The following is a 22,814-nucleotide window of genomic DNA, read 5'->3' on the forward strand; positions in this document are numbered from 1 at the left end:
TATTATATAAAAAACTTACTTTCTATCTAACCTAAACACCTATTTTATAAATATGAAGAAGAATAATAAAAATGTGATACAGCTCTTTAAAATGCTAAATTTCACCATCGTTATTTTAATCATTCTAAACCTTATTATGTATGCTGGTATTTTACCTTACAAGTATCACATAATACCACCTTATGTTGTTGCAATTTTTATAGCGTTGTTTATTTATGTAAGCTATAAAAGTGGAAATCAATTTTTTGCGATAGACACAAAAGGTGAAACCATAACTTTTGAAACGAAGAATGTTGGATTTTTATCCTTCTTAGATTCAAAAACGAACAAAATCGATTTACCGAAGTATAAATTGATCAAATACGATTTTCAGAAAGGAATTCTTTCAAAAAACGTTGTCTTTTATATTAACAGTAAAAAGAATCCTACCAATTTAACAAAAGTCAAATTTCGTTTAGCATTCATTTCTAACCGAAATATTAATATTATTTTGACTGAATTAGACAAAATTGTGGAGTCTAATTGTATGGTCAAAAACAATGTAGAAGTAGCTATTTAACATGATGCAAGACAATCAAGAGAGCATCAAGAAGGTTTCTGGTATGTACCAAGAATGGTTTCTTGACTATGCCTCTTATGTAATTTTAGAACGAGCAATTCCATCTATTTATGATGGGTTGAAACCAGTTCAGCGTAGAATTTTACATTCAATGCGCGAGTTGGAAGACGGACGATATAACAAAGTTGCGAACATTGTAGGAAATACGATGAAATATCACCCGCATGGTGATATGGCGATTTCTGATGCAATGGTTCAAATTGGTCAAAAAGAATTGTTGATCGATATGCAAGGAAACTGGGGAAATATTTACACTGGTGACCGAGCAGCTGCGTCGCGTTATATCGAAGCTCGATTAACTAAATTTGCGTTAGAAGTTGTCTATAATCCAAAAACTACAAAATGGCAACCATCTTATGATGGTCGAAATAAAGAACCAATTGATCTTCCAATCAAATTTCCTTTGCTTTTGGCACAAGGAGTAGAAGGAATTGCAGTTGGTTTGTCAACAAAGATTTTGCCACACAATTTCAATGAGTTAATTGATGCGTCAATTTTACATCTGAAAGGAAAGAAATTTCAAATTTTCCCAGATTTTTTAACTTCTGGATTGGTTGATGTTTCCGATTATAATGATGGATTGCGTGGTGGTAAAGTGCGTATTCGTGCAAAGATTTTGCAAGAAGATAAAACAACGTTAAAAATTACGGAAATTCCTTACGGCACAACGACAGGATCTTTGATTGATTCAGTTTTAAAAGCCAATGATAAAGGTAAAATCAAGATCAAAAAGATTGAAGATAATACAGCGGCTGAAGTTGAGATTTTAATTCATCTTGTTCCAGGAAGTAGTCCAGACAAAACAATTGATGCATTGTATGCATTCACGGATTGCGAGATTTCTATTTCGCCAAATGCGTGTGTGATTAATGAACAAACACCAGAATTTTTAACAGTTTCTGAAATTTTAATTCACAATACAAACAATACAGTTGAATTGTTGAAAAAAGAGTTAGAAATTGAGTTAGATGAACTGCAAGAACAATGGCATTTTTCTTCGTTGGAACGAATTTTTATCGAGAATAGAATTTATCACGATATCGAAGAAGAAGAAACATGGGAAGGTGTAATTTCTGCGATTGATAAAGGGCTGAAGCCACATATTGCGCATTTAATTCGTCCAGTTACGGAAGAAGATATTACGCGTTTAACAGAAATTCGAATCAAACGTATTTCAAAATTTGATTTAGATAAAGCACAACAATTTATTGAATCATTAGAAGATAAAATCGAGAATGTAAAACATCATTTAGCAAATTTGATTGATTATGCGATCGATTATTTCAAAAACCTAAAGACAAAATACGGAAAAGGAAAAGAACGTAAAACAGAAATTAGAACATTTGATACGATTGATGCGACAAAAGTTGCCGTTGCAAATACACGTTTTTATGTGGATAGAAACGAAGGTTTTATCGGAACTTCATTGAAAAAAGACGAGTATTTATTCGAGTGTTCTGATATTGATGATATTGTGGTTTTCAAACATGATGGTTCGATGATTGTGACAAAAGTTGATGCAAAAACTTTTGTTGGAAAAGGAATTATTCATGTTGGAATTTGGCATAAAAATGATAAACGTACCATTTATAACTTGATTTATCGCGATGGTAAAAATGGTCCGGCTTATCAAAAACGTTTTGCTGTAACGGGAATTACTCGCGATAAAGAATATGATTTAACGGCTGGTAATAAAGGTTCGGAAGTGTTGTATTTTTCAGCAAATCCAAATGGAGAAGCCGAAGTTGTATCAATTATTTTAAAAACTCATCAACGAATCAAAAAATTAAAATTTGATATTAATTTTGCTGATTTAGCGATTAAAGGTCGTGCATCAAAAGGAAATTTAGTAACAAAATATCCAATCAAAAAAGTAGAATTGAAAGAGGAAGGAGTTTCGACTTTAGCACCTCGTCAAATTTGGTTTGATACGGATACAAAACGCCTAAATGCAGATGGATTGGGGATTTTATTAGGTTCTTTTAAGGGTGATGATAAAATTTTAACGATTAATAAAAAAGGTGAAGCAAAATTGGTTTCGTTTGATTTGAGTAATCGTTTTGACGAAGATTTAGAAATTATCGAGAAATGGAAACCTTCAAAACCGATTTCTTGCGTGTATTATGATGCAGAAAAAGATCGTTATTTTGTGAAACGTTTCCTTTTAGAAGATACATTTTCTCCACAAACTTTTTATACGTTAGAAGATGGTAAATCATCAATAAAAGTTGTTTCGACAGATTATTTACCAGTTATTGAGTTGATTTTCCCGAAAGTAAAAGGTTTAGAAAAAGAACCAGAAGTGATAAATTTAGAAGAATTTATTACAGTTAAAGGAATTAAAGCGCAAGGAAATCAATTGACGACATATAAATTAAAACAGATTAATGTGTTAGAACCGCTTCCATTCGAAGAACCAGAAGAAGAGGAGGAGTCAGAAGAAGAGCCGCAGCCGACGCTATTTGATGCGATTGAGGAGGATAATAATGAAGAAGAAAATATAGAAGAATAATGGGAGACATCTCTATTGTGGCATTAGTCGTTATTGGATTGAATGTTTTGGTAAGTTGGAAAGGTTTTAACGATTTAGCTTTTTTTGAAAAATATAAATTCCAAGTAGGGTCGATATTATATAATAAGGAATACTATAGAATTTTAAGTTCAGGATTTTTACATGTTGATTTTACTCATTTGTTATTCAATATGTTAACTCTTTACTTTTTTGCGAATCCTGTTATCGGTTTTTTTGCAAGTCCAGAAGGATTTTTATTAGGAGACTTTTCGAATGCTAAACTAAATGTAGGTTACGGAATGTTTCTTTTAGTTTTTTTTGCAGCGGTTATTGGCGGAAATCTTTTGTCTTTGTTGATTCACAAGAAAGAAACTTTTTATTCGGCAGTAGGAGCTTCTGGAGGAGTCACAGGGATTTTATTCGCTGCAATTGCAGCTTTTCCTGAAATGGAATTAAGATTATTTTTTGCTTTACCAATTCCAGCCTGGATTTTCGGAATTTTATATTTAGGATATTCAGTTTATGGAATGAAAACTAATTTAGGGAACATCGGGCATTCAGCGCATTTAGGTGGAGCAATTGTGGGATTATTATCTGCAATATTATTTTATCCAACAATTTTACAAATCAATACATATTATATTTTAGGAATGATTGTTCCATTAATTGTATTGCTTGTGATGATTTTGAGAGAACATCGAAAATAAAAAAATAAGACAAAAAAAAAGCATCAAAATTACTTGATGCTTTTTTTATGATAATGTTATAATATTCTTTTTACGTATAAGAATTTTGGTCCCCAATATCTATCATTTAAAGAAGATACCATAACACCTTGAGAAGTAGATGAATGAATAAATTCTAAAACTCCATCTTTATTTCTTCCATGAACAATTCCTACATGCGAAACTCTACCACGACCTCTTGTTGCAAAGAAAACTAAATCTCCTTCCTTTGCTTCGTCTGTACTAACTGTAAAACCTTCTCTTGCCTGATCTGCAGATACACGAGGTAAATTTTTATTGAAAGTTTCGAAAACGTTTCTAACAAAGGCAGAACAATCAATACCACTTCTTGTTGTGCCTCCGTATCGGTAAGGTGTACCAATATACGTTTCTGCTTCTTTTAATAAAAACCCTGCAAACAATTCATTCGTTTCTTCTAAAACGCTGTTTAACACAACCATAGATTTCGCTTCATCGTTAATTTCTATTGGTGTAACATCTAAATTGGCATGTTTATTGATTATTTTAGCTTGAGCTTCAATAGCTCTTGGTTTCGGTACGAAACTTCTCGAAGAATATTCTGTAGCTTCACTAACTGGGGTTAAAGATGAACATGATGTAATAAACATCGTGCAAACCACTGCAGCTACACCTAATATCGATGCTTTCATATATTGAGTATTCGTTTGTATAAATTTTAATAGCACCGCTAAAGTAATTGTTAAAATTATAACTCATTATATATAAGAGTTGTTTTGACAAAATATTAACTTCCTTAACATTTTTTAACAAAAACATATTCAAAAAAACTTTTAAATATATTTGGAAGTCCAAAAAATTGTTCTACATTTGCACTCGCTTTTCACAACAAGTGGTTAAGCCGTCATGCGGCCCATTCGTCTAGTGGTTAGGACATCAGGTTTTCATCCTGGAAACAGGAGTTCGATTCTCCTATGGGCTACATAAAAGTGTTTTAGAAAATTATTAAATTAATTTGGCGAGATAAAATATTTGTTTATATCTTTGCCGAACTAAAATAGAAAGAGATTTAAGTTATGGCAAATCATAAGTCAGCATTAAAAAGAATTAGACAGTCAGCGGTAAGACGCGATCGTAATAAATATTATCACAAATCAGCTCGTACAGCTATTAAAGCTTTAAGATCTGAGTCTGATAAAAATGAAGCAGAAACAGTTTTTCCGAAAGTTTCTTCAATGATTGATAAGTTAGCAAAAAGAAACATTATTCACAAGAATAAAGCTTCAAACTTAAAATCAAAGTTAGCGAAACATATTGCGGGATTAGCTTAATAAAATAAAAGTGGTCCCTTCGTCTATCGGTTAGGACACTAGATTTTCATTCTAGAAAGAGGGGTTCGATTCCCCTAGGGACTACAAATTAATAGATGGATTGCATTATTGCAATCTTTTTTTTCCTTGTTCATAGTTGTTGATTTTTTAAACAACCAGTAGAATACTGTGTAAAGGAAATTGTTTTTTGTGTTTTGTTTGTAAAGGTTAATCATAATGTTTAGATGATTAATCGGGAATGAAAATGTCGCTGTATAATTCAACTTGGTTCAAATTATTAGAATTATACATCGACTTTTCTACAACTCCCAACACAAAATGACGTTCATTCAAAATAAATAATATTCGAATTAATTAATTCATATTAAGTGGTCCCTTCGTCTATCGGTTAGGACACTAGATTTTCATTCTAGAAAGAGGGGTTCGATTCCCCTAGGGACTACAATTTGACTTGATTAAAAAAAATAGTATAAATTTTTCGAAAATTGTTTGGTAATAAAAAATAAACGTTTATTTTTGCACCACAATAATACGAAAGGAGGTCCCTTCGTCTATCGGTTAGGACACTAGATTTTCATTCTAGAAAGAGGGGTTCGATTCCCCTAGGGACTACTAAAAAGCATTCAGATTTGGATGCTTTTTTTATTTTGAAATAGTTTAGTTTATATTGATTTATTGCGATCAATAAAAAAGCGTTTGAGGAAATAAACTTCAAACGCTTTTTGCTTTTATAAAAGATCCTTTTATAGCTTTGGAATAGCTTCTATCAATTCTTTGGTATAGTTTGTTGTCGGATGCGCATAAACCTTGTCTGCATCGTTCAATTCTTTCATTTCTCCGTGTTGCATCACCAATAATTGATCGCTCATATATTTTACAACCGCCAAATCGTGCGAGATAAATATATAGGTAAATCCAAATTCTGTTTTCAAATCATTTAATAAATTCAAAACTTGTGCCTGAACAGAAACATCCAACGCAGAAACAGATTCATCACAAATGATAAATTTAGGATTTAAAGCCAAAGCACGAGCAATCCCAATTCGTTGACGTTGCCCACCAGAAAATTCGTGCGGATATTTGTTCAAATCTTGATCTGATAAACCTACTTTTTGCAAAAGAGATGAAGCCGTTTGTAATCGTTCCGATTTATTCTGACCAATTTTATGCACTTGCATTGGCTCCGTAATAATTTGCGCAACGGTTTGTCGGGGATTCAAACTTGAATATGGATCTTGGAAAATAATCTGAATCTCTCTTCTTAATTTACGAATCTCCTCTTTTTTCAGTTTCGTAATATCTATACCATTATAATAAATTTCGCCAGCAGTTGGTTTTTCTAATAACAAAACAGTTCTACTCAATGTTGTTTTTCCAGAACCCGATTCGCCAACCAAGCCCATTGTTTCACCTGGATAAACTTTGAACGAAATATCATCGACAGCTTTTACATTCGGGATGGTTGCATTTCCAAATAAAGTCGAAGGATAGAAGTATTTCTTCAAATTCTTAACCTCTAAAATTGGAGGATTTGCATAAATTTTTTCGTGAAAAGCTTCGCGTTCTTCTTCTGTATAGATTTCAGTTTCGAAATTTGGATTTTCTAAGAAATCTTTCACCGTAGGTAAACGTTTTGCGCGTTCATCCAATCGAGGTCGACAAGCAATTAATCCTTTTGTATAATTTTCTTTCGGATGATTAAAAATTGTTTCTACATTTCCTTGTTCCACAACATCACCACGAAACATCACCAAAACTTCTTCACAAACATTCGCAATCACGCCCAAATCGTGAGAAATAAACAACATGCTCATGTTATTTTTTTCTTGTAATTCTTTCAACAAATCTAATGTCGCTTTTTGTACTGTAACGTCCAAAGCAGTTGTTGGTTCATCGGCAATCAATAATTTGGGTTCACAAGAAATCGCCATTGCTATCATTACACGTTGCTTTTGTCCACCAGATAATTCGTGTGGATAAGCTTTATAAATACGTTCGGGATTTGGTAATTTAACTTGTTCAAAAAGATGAAGAACTTTCTTTTTAGCTTCTTCTTTCGATAAATTTTGATGCAAACGAATCGCTTCCTCCACTTGTTCTCCGCAACGCAAACTTGGATTTAGAGAAGTCATCGGTTCTTGAAAAATCATTCCAATTTCATTTCCTCTTATTTCTTCCAGTTCTTTAGGCGAAAGCTTAAGTAAATCTATCATTTTATCATCTTGACGAAAAAGAATTTCACTTTCGGGATGAATTGTCGCATTAGGAGACAATAAACCCATAATAGCTAATGAAGTTAACGACTTTCCAGAGCCAGATTCTCCAACAATTCCTAATGTATCGCCTTGTTCTACTTTGAAATTGATGTTATTCAGAACTTGTTTATCTCCAAAAGAAATCGATAAATTTTTGACTTCGATAATATAATGTAAATCTTGCTTTTGCATGGCAAATTGTTGCTTGGTAAATGAAGTGGAAATTTAGTGATTTTTTTAATCATTTTCTCGAATCAATAATTTCTAAGATTTTGTATTTATAAATTTTGTAATTTTGCTACGAATCAAAACGTTGTGATTTTTAATTTTTTTTATTAATTTAGATGTATTGATTTACTGACTTATAAAAACTTATAACAAGTCAGTTTTTTAAATTCGAAGAATGGATACATACTCCCAGATTTCGACATTGTTTTTAGTCGCTAATCACAATGTCGCCGATGAAATTTCTGTAGCAAAACTTTTGCTTACAATTTTCCTTGTTTTATTAAATGGTTTTTTCGTTGCAGCCGAGTTTGCAATTGTAAAAGTACGTTCGTCACAAATTGAAGTTAATCAAGATATTAACGAAAGAACTTCAAATGCTGCAAAACGAATCGTTAATCATTTAGATTCTTATCTTGCCGCAACACAGTTAGGTATTACATTAGCTTCGCTTGGTCTTGGTTGGGTTGGAGAAAGCTCTTTAACTCCTGTAATCGTAAAACTTTTTGAAGTAGTTGGTTTAACTTCTCCTTCTTGGACAGCGATTGCGCATAATGTTGCGTTCCCAGCAGCTTTCGTTATCATTACTATTTTGCACATTGTTTTTGGTGAATTAGCACCAAAATCTATCGCAATTCAGTATCCAACAAAAACTACATTTACAGTAGCTTGGCCACTTCGTGCATTTTATTTTGTTTTCAAACCACTTATTGTATTAATGAATGGTTTGGCAACTGTTATTTTGCGTGCGGTTGGAATTCATCCTATTCATGGTGGAGAAATTCACACAGAAGAAGAGTTGAAAATGATTATTACAGAAAGTTCTGAAGGTGGAGCAATTGAAGAATCTGAGCGTAATTTAATTCAAAATGTGTTTGAGTTTGATGATCGTCGTGTGATGAATATTCAAACGTTGCGTAAAAATGTTTCAGCAATTAATATTAATACTTCTGTAAAAGATGCATTAGATTATGCGATTAATGAAGGTTATTCGCGTTATCCTGTTTACGAAGAAGAATTTGATAATATAAAAGGTGTCATTTACGCAAAAGATTTAATCAAGCAATTGTTAGAAAATCCAAATCAAACTGAAATTGAAGGATTGTTACGTGAGCCAATTTTTATTTCAGAAAATGCGTTGATTAAAAATGTAATGAAACAATTTCAGAAAAAACATATGCAAATTGCAATTGTAACAAATGAAGTTGGTGAAGTTGCAGGGATTGTTTCGATGGAAGATATTTTGGAGGAATTGGTTGGAGAAATTCAAGACGAATATGATAACGAAGATCCAATTGTTTCTCGTGTTTCTGAAGGTGTTTATAATATAAATGCACACAATGCGATAAGCGATATTAATCGTTTAGTACCGTTTAGATTCGAAGAAAGCGAACATTATGATACGCTGGCTGGATTGATTTCTGAATGTTATCCTGATAAGGAATTAACGGAAGGAGATTTGATTGATTTGGAAGAATATACAGGAACAATTATCAAAATGTACCGAAATTCTGTTGAGCAAGTACAATTGAAAGTGAAAGATGAATTGATTGAAAACTTCCGCGATGAACCAGATTCAGCAGAAGATGATGAAAATTAATCATTAAATATAAAAACAAAAAAATCCGCTCATTGAGCGGATTTTTTTGTTTTTATATATCTTCTTTTCGTTGTAAAGGTTGATCGTAGCGCATTTTCCTGAAAACATTAATCAAGGTTACAACATCTTTTTCACAATAATCTTTGATGCGTTCAACATTGTTTTCATCGTAATATACACGCGCAACTTGTGAACCATCGATATCATCTTTTGGAGTTGGAATTTCGAAAACATTTGCCAATAAATCTAAGGATGTAAAGTTCTTGTAATCACCAAATTTCCATAATTCCATTGTATCCAAATGCTGAACTTCCCATGGTTTTTTACCAAATAATTGCAAAATAGCTGGAATTTCAATTTGATTAATCATCATTCGGCGAGCGATGTACGGAAAATCAAATTCTTTTCCGTTGTGCGCACATAAAATATGATCAGGCTTGAAAAAGTTTTCAATCAACATTGAATTGAAATCTTCTAACAATTTTTTCTCATCATGTTCATAAAAACTTTTGATGTGAATAAAAGAATCTTTGACCACAATTCCGACCGAAATACAAACTATTTTCCCAAATTCAGCCATAATTCCAGCGCGTTCGTGGTAGAATTCTTCAGGAGAAATCTCGTTATTATTGCGTTGATAAGCTGTTTTCTTTTCCCAAAGAGCTTGTGTTCTTTCAGACAAAAGATTCCAATCATCGGTTTGTGGAACCGTTTCGATGTCTAAAAATAATATTTTACTGTATTGAATTCGTTGGATCATTTTCTTTCACTTTTTGATTAATTCGCATCGCTTCGTCTACCAATCGATAAACATCGCCATCTGCAATTGGACGATTATTTGGCTGATCATTATGCGTTTTTCCAGTTCGAACAACAACTAATTTTTCTGAAGGAATTACAATGATACGTTGTCCCAAATGTCCTAACATTGCATAAAAAGGCGTTTTGTAATTGTAATCCATCCAAACTGAATAACCATAAATTTGTGGTTCATTTGGTCCAAACGCTTTTTTGTTTGGTAAAACCATTTTCTGAACAAATGCTGAATCCAAAATTTGTTTTCCGTACCAATTTCCATCATTCAATAATAATTGCCCAAGTTTGGCAAAATCTCGCGCTGTCGCATTGAAGCAACAATAGGTTTTCTCCATTCCTTTCGGATTATCTTTCGACCATTGCGCATCTAATTCCATACCCATTGGTTGCCAAAATTCTTCTTGAAAATATTGCGATAACGATTTATTTTTCACTGCGCGTTCAATCACAATTCCTAATAATTGCGTGTCACTCGATTGATATTTGAAATGTCCGCCAGGTTGAGAAACAAATTTTCGATCTAACATTTGTTTAACGATATCATCACCATAATACGCTTTAGCAGTAGGATTGAGTGGGAAATAATAATCTTCGTCCCAATCATAACCAGATGTCATCGCAGATAAATCGCCAACGGTACATTCAGCTCCAAATTTATCATCTTTAAATTCAGGAATGAAATCTGTTATTTTTTGATCTAAACCTTTGATATAACCTTGTTCAATCGCTTTTCCCAACATCATTGTTGTGAATGTTTTCGCCATCGAAAAAGAATTGGTAATATCATTTTGCGCATATCCATTAAAATAATATTCGCTCAAAATTTGATTATCTTTTATAATAACCAATCCAGCAGTTCCGAAATCGTTCATCTCCTTTTCGAAATTAGCTGACAGCGAAAATTGATTATAATCTAAATGTTGATGCCAAACTCGCGGTGCATCTGCCAAAATTACATTGTTATCAAAATCTTTGTGATCGTTGATATTCGCAGTGCTTTCACCTTTCATATAGGTTAATTTTACGCCACGAAAAATGTAGTCATTCCCTGTTGCATAAAGAATTAGGATTAATACACAAATGATTATGATGAACCATTTTATTATTTTCCAAAGTATTTTCATTTCAAAAATTTAGAATCTTTTACTAAAATAAGCTTTTACTATTAAATAATGTTAAAATTCTATCATTTCGGAATCATATTTGTTGAGTTATTGTGTATCTTTATACAAGAAAATTAAATCTAAAAAATAAATATTATGGCTTTTGAATTAGCAAAATTACCTTATGCATTTGATGCATTAGAACCTCATATTGACGCAAAAACAATGGAAATTCACCATGATAAACACCATGCTGCGTACACAAATAATTTGAATGCTGCTATTGAAGGAACTGATTTAGCAAACGCTACAATCGAAGAAATTTTAGCAAAAGGAACTGACAAACCAGCTGTTCGTAACAATGGTGGAGGTTTTTATAATCACAATTTATTCTGGGAAATTTTAACTCCAGGTGGTGCTAATCAACCAACTGCAGAAGTTGCTGATGCAATTAACGCTGCTTTTGGATCTTTTGAAGCTTTCAAAGATGAGTTTTCTAAAGCTGCTGCAACACGCTTTGGTTCTGGATGGGCTTGGTTAATCGTAAAAGATGGAAAATTAGTTGTTACATCAACTCCAAATCAAGATTCTACTTTGATGCCGGTTGCTGATGTACAAGGATTTCCAGTTTTAGGATTAGATGTTTGGGAACATGCTTATTACTTAAACTACCAAAACCGTCGTCCTGATTATATTGAGGCTTTCTTCTCTGTAATTAACTGGGATAAAGTTGCGGAAAGATATGCATCTGCAAAATAATAAGGTTTAAAAAAATTAAACAATACAAGACTTGTGTAGAAATACGCAAGTCTTTTTTTATCTTTGAACTATGGGAATAATTATTTTAGAAAATATAAAAATATATTCGAATCACGGATGTTTAGATGAAGAAGCACGTATTGGTTCTGATTATTTGGTTGATTTGGAAGCGCATGCAGACTTTACGAAAGCAACAGAATCGGATGAATTGATAGATGCTTTGGATTATGTTTCGTTAAATAAAATTGTGAAGGAAGAAGTAGGTATTCGTTCAAAACTTTTGGAACATGTTTGTAAAAGAGTCTTAGATCGTATAGGTCAAGAACTTACGAATGTCACGTATGCAAAAGTAAAATTATCTAAGCTGAATCCTCCTATTGGTGGGCATGTAGAAAAAGTGAGTGTTATTTTAGAAAAATCGTATTAAACTTTTTTTTTCTGAAATTATTGCTATATTTGCAATCCAAAACAACGGGAATGGTTCCTTGACCGAGAGGCTAGGTAGCGGTCTGCAAAACCGTCCACAGCGGTTCGAATCCGCTAGGAACCTCAAAAAGCACTAATCAATTTGATTAGTGCTTTTTTTATTTTCGTCCATTTATTTTTCCACAAAAAAACCTCACAATAGGTATCGAAAAGCTTTTAAATCTATCAACTATTAACTGCTTTTGATAGTTATTATCTTATGCAATATTGTGAAAACAACAATATTATATATAAGGATGATTTTAGTTGTTTTGAAGTCTGTTTGATTTTTATATTAAGTCATTTTGTAAGAAGCATAAAAATTTATTTTTTACAATTTTTTTCATCTTCTGAAAATCAGGTTGTGCGTTTTAGTACAATTATTATGTTAAAAATAGTTAAAACGTCATGTTTAAAATTTTACTTAATTATTCCATTAAATAATAAACAAAATCATTCATTATTTATGTTAAGTAAATTCTAATTAAAATTGAATGAAAGTTAAAATAATCTCGAAGTTAAAGATGTCAAATATCATTGTAGCATCAATTTATATTAAACATGAGAAAAAAATTAACTTCATTAAGCTTATTCGCTTTTCTTGGTTTTGCTGCATTTTCGTATGGGCAAACGAAAGGAATTATAAATGATGGCAATGGTTTTCCAGAAGCAGATGTGCAAATTAGAATCAAAGGTTCAGACAAAGTAGCTTACACAGATGAAAATGGAGAATTTGATATTGATGCTAAAATTGGTGATATTTTAATCATTAATGGAAAAGATTATGTTGTTTCGAGCAATCATTTAGGTGTTATTAAATTACAGTCTAATACTACTGTAGATCTTGCAGAAACGGTTGTAACCGCTTTTGGTGTACAGAAAAAGGAAACTGTAGTTGGTTCTGTGGGAACTATAAAAGCTGAAGATATAGAAAACAGACCTTTATCTAATGTGGCAAAAGCTTTAGATGGTGCTGTAGCTGGCGTACAAGTTTCAACTGGTTCTGGTCAGCCTGGTTCTGGATTGGAAGTGCAAGTTCGAGGAGTAGGTTCTTATAACTTATCTAGTTCGCCATTGTATGTTGTAGACGGGGTTATCTACACAGGAAGTTTACAAGATTTGAATCCAAATGATATCGAATCATTGACCGTTTTAAAAGATGCTGCTTCAACTTCTTTATATGGAGCATCAGCTGCAAATGGAGTTGTTATGGTGACAACAAAAAAAGGTAAAAAAGGTAAAGGATCTTTTAGATTATCTTCAAATACAGGAGTTGTAACGAGAGCTATACCAGAATATTCGAGAGTTGGAGCAGGAGATTATTATGTTGCTACTTGGGAATCTATGCGAAATGGCTATTTAGCTTCAAATTCTTCTGCAACATTAGCACAAGCGAATGCTTATGCTTCAACGAATTTAATTACAAATAATCTTAAAAATAATATTTACGGAGTTGCCGATAATCAAGTTGTTGTAGATGGAGTTTTAACTTCATCTGATGCTTTATACAATGATTTTGATTGGCAAGATTATATCTCTCGTGTAGGGTCTTTTCAAAAGTATGATATAGATTATTCGGGTGGTGATGAGAAGACAACATATTTTGCAGGTTTTGGTTATAATAAAGAATCTGGTTATGTGATAAAATCTGATTTCGAACGTTATAATGCACGTGTAAATGTAGATTCTCAAGTTACAGATTGGTTAAAATTAGGAACTAATTTATCAGGAAGTTTAATTAAATCGAATCAAGCTGATTCTAGTGGAGGTTCTTCTTATATCAATCCATTTTATTTTACACGAGCAATGGGGCCAATTTATTCGCCTTATTTGTATGATGCAAATGGACAACGTGTTTATGATACAGAAGGAAATCCTGTTTATGATGGAAACGAATCTCGTGGTAGAGGTTCTAGTGCAAGTTCTGGACGAAATGTGTTGCAAGAAACTTTGTTGAATAATCAATATCAAGATTCTAATTCTATTAATTCAAGATTTAATGCAGAGATTAAACTTGCAAAAGGTTTAACATTTACTTCAAACTTATCATATGATGTAAGAAATTACAAATACAAAGAATATGGTAATAAAGAAATTGGAGATGCGTCTGGTACTGCTGCTTTAGAAATTACGGAATATAAGTATACAGGTACAACATTCAATCAAATCTTAAATTATAGAAAATCATTCGGTTTACACAACTTCGATGCAATCTTAGGTCACGAAAGTTTTGAGAGAAAAACTGATTATTCTAATATTCGTAAAACTGGAGAAACTGTTTCTGGTATTTATGAACTAGTCAATTTCTTGAATACAACAAGTGCAACGGGGTACAATTACATCATTAGAAAAGAAGGATATTTTGCACGCGTTAACTATGATTATGCAAGCAAATATTTGTTGTCTGCTTCTGCTCGTTTAGATAAGTCATCTCGTTTTTCGGATGAAAATAATCAAGGTATTTTCTGGTCTGTAGGTGGTGGATGGAATATCCACAAAGAAGATTTCTTAAAAGATTCATCAGTTATTAATGAATTAAAATTACGTGCTTCTTATGGACAAGTTGGGAATGATGGCGGAATTGGCGAAGAACCAGGTTATGAGGTCGATTTAGATTTATATTCTTTGGGATATAACAATGGGACAGAATCGGGAGTCTTACTTGGTCAAGTTGGTAATTCTAACTTAACATGGGAATCTAAAAATTCGTTTGATGTAGGATTAGATTTTGCATTGTTCAGAAATAGAATTTCAGGATCATTAGAATATTATTTACAAGATGTAAAAGATATGATTTTCGCTGTTCCTGTGCCAAATTCTGCTGGAGTTCCAGGAAATTCTATTTATCAAAATATTGGTAAAATGAGAAATCAAGGAATCGAGCTTTCATTAAACTTTGGGATTGTTAGAAATGATAAATTCTCATGGGATTTAGGTCTGATTGCTGCTCATAACGAAAACGAAATGTTGAAAATGGCTAATGGAAAAGATGATGCAATTATCAATGGAACAAAACGTATTGCAGAAGGTCATTCTTTGTATGATTTCTGGTTGCGTCAATGGTATGGTGTAGACTCTTCGGATGGAGCAGCTTTGTATGTTCAAGATCCAACAAAAGCAGACGATTCTAATACACGTACAGTTAACGGAACTAAAGTAACTACTAATTATGCGAATGCATTGTATGATTATTCAGGATCATCATTACCAGATGTTTATGGTAGTATTACAAATAATTTCAGAGTTGGAAATTTTGATGCTTCAATTATGTTGAATTATCAATTAGGAGGAAAAACATATGATAGTAATTATGCGTTATTAATGAGTTCTTATCCACAAGGACAAGCAATTAGTACAGATATGTTATCAGCTTGGAAAAGTCCAGGAGATGTTACAAATGTGCCAATTATGAGTACTGCGAATACAACAAATGCTTCTGCTGCTTCGTCAAGATGGTTGGTTAGTTCAGATTATTTAACAATCAAAACAGTACAATTAGGTTACAATTTCGATAAACGAGCAATTGAAGGAATTGGTTTAAGCAATTTGAAAGTTTATGTTTCTGGTGAGAATTTATATTCTTGGACCGCAAGACAAGGTTTAGAACCAGCGCAGTCATTCAACGGTACAACAACTTATCGTTACACTCCGTCTCGAACAGTAAGTTTAGGACTAAATGTTTCTTTCTAAAAAAATGAATTTACAATGAAAAAGATAAAATTATTACTAGTAGTTATTGGATTATCATCATTTTCGTTATCATCATGTAATGATGATTATTTAGATGTTGTTCCGACATCCTCAGTAAGTGATCAAACAATTTATTCTACAGCAGATAACTTAATGGCTGCAATAAATGGAATGCATAGAAATATGTATGTTAGACAAAATGAATCTCAAGGTAATAATGGTTATACAGCACAACTGATTATTACAGATGTAATGGGAGAAGATGTTGTATTTCCTTCTACTGGAAATGGCTGGTTTGTAAGTGAATTAAGATGGATTTCTCAAAGCAACAATTCTTCTACAACTTCATCTTATCCTTGGACATTTTGGTACGAAATGATCAAAAATGCTAATAACATTATTACATACGGAGATGATGCATCGGGAGATCAGGATATAAAAGATCAAGCTATTGGAGAAGCCTATGCTTACCGTGCATTTGGATATTTTCAATTAGTTCAGTTGTATGGTAAAAGATATGTAGCAGGTGCCGCAAATTCTGATTTAGGAGTTGTTTTAAGAGATGATCCAAAAGATGTTGATCCAAAAACGCGTGCAACTGTACAAGAAGTTTATACTGAAATTTGGAATGATTTAGCCAAAGCAGAAACTTATTTAACAGGAAAAAAAGCGTCTAATGCTTCACATTTTTCGATCGAAAATGTAAAAGGTATTATGGCAAGAGTTGCTTTGGTTCAGCAAGATTATGCAAAAGCTGCTGAATATGCTAACGAGGTAAAATCACAATTTTCGTTAATGTCACAAACGCAATACAAAGCTGGGTTTAATGATTATTCAAATCCAGAATGGATGTGGGGCGTAACAATTCAAGAAGATCAATCCGACTATTTCGGAAATTTCCATGCTTATATGTCTCGAAATTACAATTCATCTCAAATTCGTACTGCTCCAAAAGTGATGAATACCAATTTGTACAATGCTTTTCCAACAACAGATGTTCGTACGCAAGTTGTGGATCCGACAGGAAAGCATACAAGTTTAGATTTACCGTCTAACTATTCACTATTTGCATATACATCTCAAAAATTTTTAGCACAAAGTACATCAAGTTCTTTAGGAGATGTACCGTTTATGCGTGTGGCAGAAATGTATTTGATAGAAGCAGAAGCGTTATATAAATTAGGAAAAGAAACAGAATCTAAAGCAGTATTAACAACTTTAGAAAAAGCAAGGGATACATCTTTCACAGGATTTACAACTTCTGGGGATGCATATTATCAACAGATTTTACTGAATAGACGAATCGAATTATGGGGAGAAGGATTTAGATTCTTCGATTTAAAACGATTAGGTCAAAAATTAGATCGTACAGGAGCAAATCACAATGCAACTGTTATTAACAACGTTTATACAATAGAGCCAACAGATTTAAAATGGCAATGGATAATTCCTGTCGCTGAAATCAATTCGAATCCGTTGTGTGAACAGAATCCATCGTGATAACATTTTTTATATATATCTTCTCCTCATAGAGAAATATAACATTTTTAGAGGTTTTCCATTTGGAAAGCCTCGATTTTATTTAAAAAAAAATTATGTATACTAAAATATAGTAAACAAAAAAAAACTCAAGTGATTCACTTGAGGGTTTTTGTTATTTTTCTGCTTTTATGGTATTATTTAAGCTATTCTTTTGATTTTTTTGACGTTCTTTTTCTTCGTTAGATAATTTATCTTCAAGATTTTTTTTCACATCATTCAGCATTTCTTTGAATTTTTCAGGCTGCATCATATAATATTTGTAACTCTCAGAAAATTGATGAAATGTGATATCATAACTTTTCATAATATCTACCGCATCTTTTGCTAAATCGATACTTTGATCTTGATTTTGAATAGGAAACATCTGCAATCCTTGTTGACTAATATATAAATCAGTAAGAATATCAATCATTTCAGATTTACCGATGAGATCTTTTGGTTTGTCGTAATTTTTTGGTGCGCAACTAAAAATACTCAAAAAAATCAGTGATAAAAAGATCAAGTTTTTCATAATTTGCCAAATATTTTTCTTAATCGTAACGAAATTACACCAAAAACGGCTTCTCCAATAATATCAGAACTAATTTTTGATTCGCCTAAAGTTCTGTCTGTAAATATAATTGGAACTTCTTTTAGTTTAAATTTTTTAATCCAAGTTTTGTACTTCATTTCAATCTGAAATCCATACCCTTTGAATTGTATTTTATCCAAATCCAGAGACTTCAACACGTTTGCTCTATAACCAACAAACCCTGCTGTAGCATCATGAACAGGTAATCGCGTGATGATGCTCACATATTTCGACGCAAAATAAGACAATAAAACTCTGTTCATTGGCCAATTCACAACATTTACACCATTAGAATAGCGTGAGCCAATAGCTAAATCGGCACCATCTGCTAAAGCTTGGTATAAGCGAGGTAAATCATTTGGATTATGCGAAAAATCGGCATCCATTTCGAAAATATATTCGTATTTATTTGCTAAAGCCCACTTAAATCCATGTACATAAGCGCGTCCTAAACCATCTTTTGTGGTACGAATTTCTAAATGCAAACGTCCATTAAACTCAGGAATCAAACGTTTTACAATATCATTCGTTCCATCTGGAGAACTGTCGTCAACAATAAGCACATCAAATGCTCCGTCAGCAGCCAAAGCTGCACGAATAATGGCTTCTATGTTTTCTTTTTCGTTGTAGGTCGGGATAATAACTAATTTGTCCGACATAAATATTATTTTGTGGGCATAAAGATAGTTATAAGATTGTTAGTCTTTTGTATTTTTGAAAAAATTATGAAAACAAACGATTTAATCTCGATAGGAAAAAATACACTTGGCAATGATACTGTTCTTATTGCTTTGACGGTGTGTTTGTTATTGGTTTGTGCAGCAAAATACTTGTTTGCGAAAAATTTCAAAACGCTTGATAATAAAACCGAATACATGAGTTTTACGGATGATAATACGACATTATTTAGTTTTATTGTCAATGGTGTGACGGTTTTGTTGATAAGTTTGTTGTTGGTTTCGTATTTTGATATCACGTATAATCATATTCCAAATTTTAAGTTTTATTATCTTTCACGTGTCGGAATTACCTTTGGTGTAATCAGTTTGATTATGCTTTTTAGGTTGATGATTGAGGTGGTTTTCTATCGTGTTTTCTATGAATCTAGTTCTGTTTCATATTTTATGAAAAGTTCGAGTTTTGTCAATGCAAAAAATGTTTTACTCTTACTTATTATTTGTTTTTTGTTTTTTTACACACAAATTAACAAAGATTACTTGATGGTGATTGGCTTTATTTTGTTGTTTTTGAATAGAATATTCGAAATTTATCATATATACGCAAAACAAATAAGTGACAATAAATCAGTTTGGTATTATAATATTTTGTACCTTTGCACCCTAGAAATTTTACCTATAATGGTATTAGCAAAACTATTAATTGTAGGTAAAGTAATCTAAAATTACTATGAAAGTTAAATCAATATTAGTATCTCAACCTAAGCCTCAGGCAGAAAACTCGCCATACTACGAGATTGAAAAAAGAAATAAAATCAAAATTGATTTTAGACCATTTATCCAAGTTGTCGGAATAGACGCTAAAGAAGTAAGACAACAAAAAATTGACTTTAGCAAAGTGACTGCTGTAATTTTTACAAGTAGAAACGCTATTGATCATTTTTTCCGTTTAGCAGAAGAAATGCGCTTTACTGTTCCTGACTCTATGAAATATTTTTGCGAATCAGAAGCAATTGCATTCTATTTACAGAAATACATTGTTTACAGAAAACGTAAAATTTATATTGGAGAAAAAGTTTTTGCGGATATGGTGCCTTTATTTAAAAAGCACAAAGACGAAAACTTTTTATTACCAGCATCTGATGTTTTAAAACCAAATGTTCCTACTTTACTAGATAGTTTAGGATTAACTTGGCAAAAAGCAACTTTGTTTAGAACTGTTTCGAGTGATTTATCTGATTTGTCTGATGTAAAATACGATATTTTAGTATTTTTTACACCTTCAGGAATCAAATCATTATTCGAAAATTTCCCAGATTTCGTGCAAGAAAATACAAGAATTGCCGTTTTCGGAAAATCGACAGTAGATCAAGCAAAAGAGATGGGATTACGTGTAGACATTGAGGTGCCAACACCACAAACGCCTTCAATGACAATGGCGTTAGATAAATACGTGAAAGAAGCAAATAAATCAAAATAATATTCGCTTTACCCTTCTCTCTAATTAAAAAATATGTAAATTGAAGAGATGGAAAAAAGATGGGAAATAAAAGAACAGCCCAATAATGAAGTAGTTAAGGATTTAAGAGAATCGCTTAACATTTCTGAGGTGCTTGCTATTTTATTGGCCCAACGTGGAATTACGAATTTTGCTCAAGCCAAATCGTATTTTAATCCATCCTTAGACGAATTGCATGATCCTTTTTTGATGAAAGGAATGTCTGATGCGGTTTCACGTATCAAAAATGCAATTGATGACGAAGAAAATATCTTAATATTTGGAGACTACGATGTAGATGGAACGACAGCCGTAACTTTGTTTTACGAATTTCTGACTTCTATCTACTCGAAAGTCTTTTTTTATATTCCTGACCGAAATAATGAAGGTTATGGAATCTCTCAACAAAGTATAGAATTCGCTGTACAAAACAATATTTCACTTGTAATTGCTTTAGACTGTGGAATAAAAGCACACGAAGAAATAAAATATGCCCAATCAAAAGGCATCGATTATATTATTTGTGATCACCATTTACCAGATCGTTCTGTGCCAAAAGCGTATGCTGTTTTAGATCCGAAACAAAAAGGTTGTCGTTATCCTTACAAAGATTTGAGCGGTTGTGGCGTTGGGTTTAAATTGGTGCAAGCTTATACAGAGAAATTCAATCTTCCAAAAGAAAATCTTTTACCACTTTTAGATTTAGTTGCAGTAAGTATTGCGGCTGATATTGTTCCGATTACAGGAGAAAATCGTGTGCTGGCTTATGCCGGCTTGAAACGATTAAATTCAGATCCTCGTTTGGCTTTTCAGCAATTAATTCCGACTAATATTAAAAATAATGTCAATATTTCGAATGTTGTTTTTTCTATTGCACCAAAAATTAATGCTGCAGGCCGTATCAAACATGGTTCGGAAGCGGTTCGTTTTATGTTGAGTACAGATGAAGAGGATTGCCGTAAATATTTGAATGATATTAATTCATTAAATAACGAACGCAAAACCTTGGATCTTGATATGACGCATGATGCACTTTTTCAATTGGATCAAATCAATACCAAAGAAAAATATTCGACTATTGTTTACGATCCGTCTTGGAATAAAGGTGTAATCGGAATTGTAGCTTCTCGTTTGGTCGATTTGTATTATAAACCAACCATTGTTTGCACGAAGAATAATGAAGGTGAAATTGTAGGTTCAGCCCGTTCTATTCAAGAGTTTGACATACATTCGGCAATCGAGAAAAACAAAGATTTGTTAACACAGTTTGGTGGACATATGGCTGCTGCTGGTTTAGCAATGAAAGAAGAAAATTTTGAAGAATTCAAGATTAGATTTGATCAAACAGTGAAAGAAATGTCGAATGGAAAACATTTTACGCCATCAATTTTGATCGATAAAGAGATTTCTTTTAACGATATGACACGTTCTTTCTTGGAATCGGTGATGCGAATGGCGCCTTTTGGACCAGATAATATGAATCCTGTTTTTATTTCGAAGGATTTATTAGCAACCGATTTCCGATTAGTTGGTAAAGAGCATGCACGTTTGTACGTACATCAGCGAGATACACGTATTACGTTTCCTGCAATTGGTTTCAAATTAGGGAAATTTGGACCAAAATTAGAGAAGGGACAATCGTTTGATATGGTTTACACAATCGGAATGAATTATTGGCAAGGAAAAGGAACTTGGCAATTGAATATCAAAGATATTCGCTTCAACGGTTAATGATTTCCTTCTACAACCAAGACCATTTCACCTTTCAAATTTCTTTTTTCGGCTATTTCGGCTAATTCAGTTAATGTACCGCGTAAAGTTTCTTCAAATTTTTTCGAGATTTCGCGTGATAAACTTGCTTTGCGTTCAGTTCCAAAAGCTTCGGCTAAATCTTTTAAAGTACGTCCAATTTTATGTGGAGATTCGTAGAAAATCATCATTTTCTTTTCTTCTGACAATGAATCTAATTTCGATTTTCGACCTTTTTTTACAGGTAAAAATCCAACAAAAGTAAATTCGTTATTTGGTAATCCAGAAACAACTAATGCAGGAACAAAAGCGGTTGCGCCTGGTAAACATTCGATTACGATATTATTTGCCACACATTCTTTTGCTAATAAATAACCTGGATCAGAAATACCTGGTGTTCCGGCATCTGTAATAATCGAAATAATTTGACCATCTTTTAACTGACGAATGATATCCTCAGTTGCTTGATGCTCATTGTGCATATGATAGCTACGCATTGGAGTAGAAATTTCGAAATTTTTCAGTAAAATACCACTATTTCGCGTGTCTTCTGCTAAAATCACATCCGATTCTTTTAGCACATCAACCGCTCTAAATGTCATATCTCCCAAATTTCCGATTGGCGTCGGAACCAAATATAATTTTCCACTCATGCGACAAAGTTACAAAGTAATTTCAAAAGAAAAAGCCAGCAAATT

General features: G+C 32.6%; 19 protein-coding genes and 5 tRNA genes. 17 read left to right on the forward strand and 7 right to left on the reverse strand.

What is annotated here, in order from left to right; genetic code table 11:
• Window positions 1-52 precede the first annotated feature (52 nt).
• The 3 genes from B3M86_RS06900 to B3M86_RS06910 are packed head-to-tail and all read left to right on the forward strand — an operon-like array spanning window position 53 to window position 3,838.
• Window positions 53-559, forward strand: coding sequence for a hypothetical protein (locus tag B3M86_RS06900; protein ID WP_125348939.1), 507 nt, complete (start codon window positions 53-55; stop codon window positions 557-559).
• Window positions 560-563: 4 nt separating this feature from the next.
• Entirely contained in the window at window positions 564-3,131 is a 2,568-nt protein-coding gene (locus B3M86_RS06905) for a DNA gyrase/topoisomerase IV subunit A (protein ID WP_219034066.1), read from the forward strand.
• Window positions 3,131-3,838 carry a rhomboid family intramembrane serine protease gene (locus B3M86_RS06910; RefSeq protein WP_286494940.1) on the forward strand — a complete coding sequence of 236 codons (708 nt, stop codon included), beginning with the start codon at window positions 3,131-3,133 and terminating at the stop codon, window positions 3,836-3,838. Before B3M86_RS06905 ends, B3M86_RS06910 begins: the two co-directional genes overlap by 1 nt.
• 56 nt (window positions 3,839-3,894) lie before the next feature.
• Here B3M86_RS06910 and B3M86_RS06915 read toward each other — a convergent pair whose 3' ends face one another.
• Window positions 3,895-4,527, reverse strand: coding sequence for a C40 family peptidase (locus B3M86_RS06915; protein WP_038334971.1), 633 nt, complete (start codon window positions 4,525-4,527; stop codon window positions 3,895-3,897).
• Between the two features lie 218 nt (window positions 4,528-4,745).
• Between B3M86_RS06915 and B3M86_RS06920 the strand changes: the two genes are divergently transcribed.
• From B3M86_RS06920 to B3M86_RS06940, 5 genes are all read left to right on the forward strand, one after another.
• Window positions 4,746-4,817, forward strand: a tRNA-Glu gene (locus B3M86_RS06920).
• Window positions 4,818-4,911: 94 nt separating this feature from the next.
• Window positions 4,912-5,166, forward strand: coding sequence for a 30S ribosomal protein S20 (gene rpsT / locus B3M86_RS06925; protein ID WP_038334974.1), 255 nt, complete (start codon window positions 4,912-4,914; stop codon window positions 5,164-5,166).
• A 12-nt stretch (window positions 5,167-5,178) separates the two neighbouring features.
• Window positions 5,179-5,250 (forward strand) — tRNA-Glu (locus B3M86_RS06930).
• Window positions 5,251-5,536: 286 nt separating this feature from the next.
• Window positions 5,537-5,608, forward strand: a tRNA-Glu gene (locus B3M86_RS06935).
• 98 nt (window positions 5,609-5,706) lie between these two features.
• Window positions 5,707-5,778: transfer RNA gene (locus tag B3M86_RS06940), tRNA-Glu, on the forward strand.
• A gap of 131 nt (window positions 5,779-5,909) precedes the next feature.
• Here the strand turns inward: B3M86_RS06940 and B3M86_RS06945 are convergent.
• Window positions 5,910-7,646 carry an ABC transporter ATP-binding protein gene (locus B3M86_RS06945; protein WP_291067931.1) on the reverse strand — a complete coding sequence of 579 codons (1,737 nt, stop codon included), beginning with the start codon at window positions 7,644-7,646 and terminating at the stop codon, window positions 5,910-5,912.
• 178 nt (window positions 7,647-7,824) lie between these two features.
• Between B3M86_RS06945 and B3M86_RS06950 the strand changes: the two genes are divergently transcribed.
• The gene (locus B3M86_RS06950) at window positions 7,825-9,246 is read left to right on the forward strand and encodes a hemolysin family protein (protein WP_280045420.1); all 1,422 of its coding nucleotides are present in this window, start codon (window positions 7,825-7,827) and stop codon (window positions 9,244-9,246) included.
• 52 nt (window positions 9,247-9,298) lie between these two features.
• On the opposite strand, the gene B3M86_RS06955 is transcribed toward B3M86_RS06950, so the two are convergent.
• Window positions 9,299-10,006: a 3'-5' exonuclease gene (locus B3M86_RS06955; protein ID WP_125348998.1), complete on the reverse strand. Its 708-nt coding sequence runs from the start codon at window positions 10,004-10,006 to the stop codon at window positions 9,299-9,301.
• Complete coding sequence (locus B3M86_RS06960; protein ID WP_291067868.1) at window positions 9,981-11,186, reverse strand: serine hydrolase domain-containing protein; 1,206 nt, start codon at window positions 11,184-11,186, stop codon at window positions 9,981-9,983. The genes B3M86_RS06955 and B3M86_RS06960 overlap by 26 nt, the downstream gene beginning before the upstream one ends.
• A gap of 135 nt (window positions 11,187-11,321) precedes the next feature.
• Here B3M86_RS06960 and B3M86_RS06965 point away from each other — a divergent pair, with 135 nt between their 5' ends.
• The 5 genes from B3M86_RS06965 (at window position 11,322) to B3M86_RS06985 (ending at window position 17,579) form a co-directional block, all read left to right on the forward strand.
• A complete protein-coding gene (locus B3M86_RS06965) occupies window positions 11,322-11,924 on the forward strand; it encodes a superoxide dismutase (protein ID WP_219034029.1) in 603 nt (200 codons plus the stop codon).
• A gap of 70 nt (window positions 11,925-11,994) precedes the next feature.
• Entirely contained in the window at window positions 11,995-12,351 is a 357-nt protein-coding gene (gene folB / locus B3M86_RS06970; RefSeq protein WP_219034030.1) for a dihydroneopterin aldolase, read from the forward strand.
• Window positions 12,352-12,403: 52 nt separating this feature from the next.
• Window positions 12,404-12,474, forward strand: a tRNA-Cys gene (locus tag B3M86_RS06975).
• A 476-nt stretch (window positions 12,475-12,950) separates the two neighbouring features.
• Window positions 12,951-16,079 (forward strand): SusC/RagA family TonB-linked outer membrane protein, encoded by a 3,129-nt coding sequence (locus B3M86_RS06980; RefSeq protein ID WP_286494933.1) that lies wholly within the window; start codon window positions 12,951-12,953, stop codon window positions 16,077-16,079.
• Window positions 16,080-16,094: 15 nt separating this feature from the next.
• Window positions 16,095-17,579, forward strand: a complete 1,485-nt coding sequence (locus B3M86_RS06985) for a RagB/SusD family nutrient uptake outer membrane protein (RefSeq protein WP_286494932.1) — start codon at window positions 16,095-16,097, stop codon at window positions 17,577-17,579.
• 154 nt (window positions 17,580-17,733) lie between these two features.
• Here B3M86_RS06985 and B3M86_RS06990 read toward each other — a convergent pair whose 3' ends face one another.
• Both B3M86_RS06990 and B3M86_RS06995 read right to left on the reverse strand, forming a co-directional pair.
• Entirely contained in the window at window positions 17,734-18,132 is a 399-nt protein-coding gene (locus tag B3M86_RS06990; RefSeq protein WP_221854396.1) for a DUF4296 domain-containing protein, read from the reverse strand.
• Window positions 18,129-18,851 (reverse strand): polyprenol monophosphomannose synthase, encoded by a 723-nt coding sequence (locus tag B3M86_RS06995; protein ID WP_291075541.1) that lies wholly within the window; start codon window positions 18,849-18,851, stop codon window positions 18,129-18,131. The genes B3M86_RS06990 and B3M86_RS06995 overlap by 4 nt, the downstream gene beginning before the upstream one ends.
• Window positions 18,852-18,917: 66 nt before the next feature.
• Here B3M86_RS06995 and B3M86_RS07000 point away from each other — a divergent pair, with 66 nt between their 5' ends.
• The 3 genes from B3M86_RS07000 to recJ are packed head-to-tail and all read left to right on the forward strand — an operon-like array spanning window position 18,918 to window position 22,098.
• Complete coding sequence (locus tag B3M86_RS07000; RefSeq protein WP_038336743.1) at window positions 18,918-19,592, forward strand: DUF4271 domain-containing protein; 675 nt, start codon at window positions 18,918-18,920, stop codon at window positions 19,590-19,592.
• 7 nt (window positions 19,593-19,599) lie between these two features.
• Window positions 19,600-20,349 carry a uroporphyrinogen-III synthase gene (locus B3M86_RS07005; RefSeq protein ID WP_019974792.1) on the forward strand — a complete coding sequence of 250 codons (750 nt, stop codon included), beginning with the start codon at window positions 19,600-19,602 and terminating at the stop codon, window positions 20,347-20,349.
• 48 nt (window positions 20,350-20,397) lie between these two features.
• Window positions 20,398-22,098 (forward strand): single-stranded-DNA-specific exonuclease RecJ, encoded by a 1,701-nt coding sequence (gene recJ / locus B3M86_RS07010; protein WP_291075543.1) that lies wholly within the window; start codon window positions 20,398-20,400, stop codon window positions 22,096-22,098.
• Here recJ and rsmI read toward each other — a convergent pair.
• Window positions 22,095-22,769, reverse strand: coding sequence for a 16S rRNA (cytidine(1402)-2'-O)-methyltransferase (gene rsmI, locus B3M86_RS07015; protein WP_291075545.1), 675 nt, complete (start codon window positions 22,767-22,769; stop codon window positions 22,095-22,097). The two genes, recJ and rsmI, sit on opposite strands and share 4 nt — an antisense overlap.
• Between the last annotated feature and the right edge of the window lie 45 nt (window positions 22,770-22,814).

It is taken from the genome of Empedobacter sp. UBA6305, from assembly GCF_002440405.1.
Classification (GTDB): domain Bacteria; phylum Bacteroidota; class Bacteroidia; order Flavobacteriales; family Weeksellaceae; genus Empedobacter; species Empedobacter falsenii_B.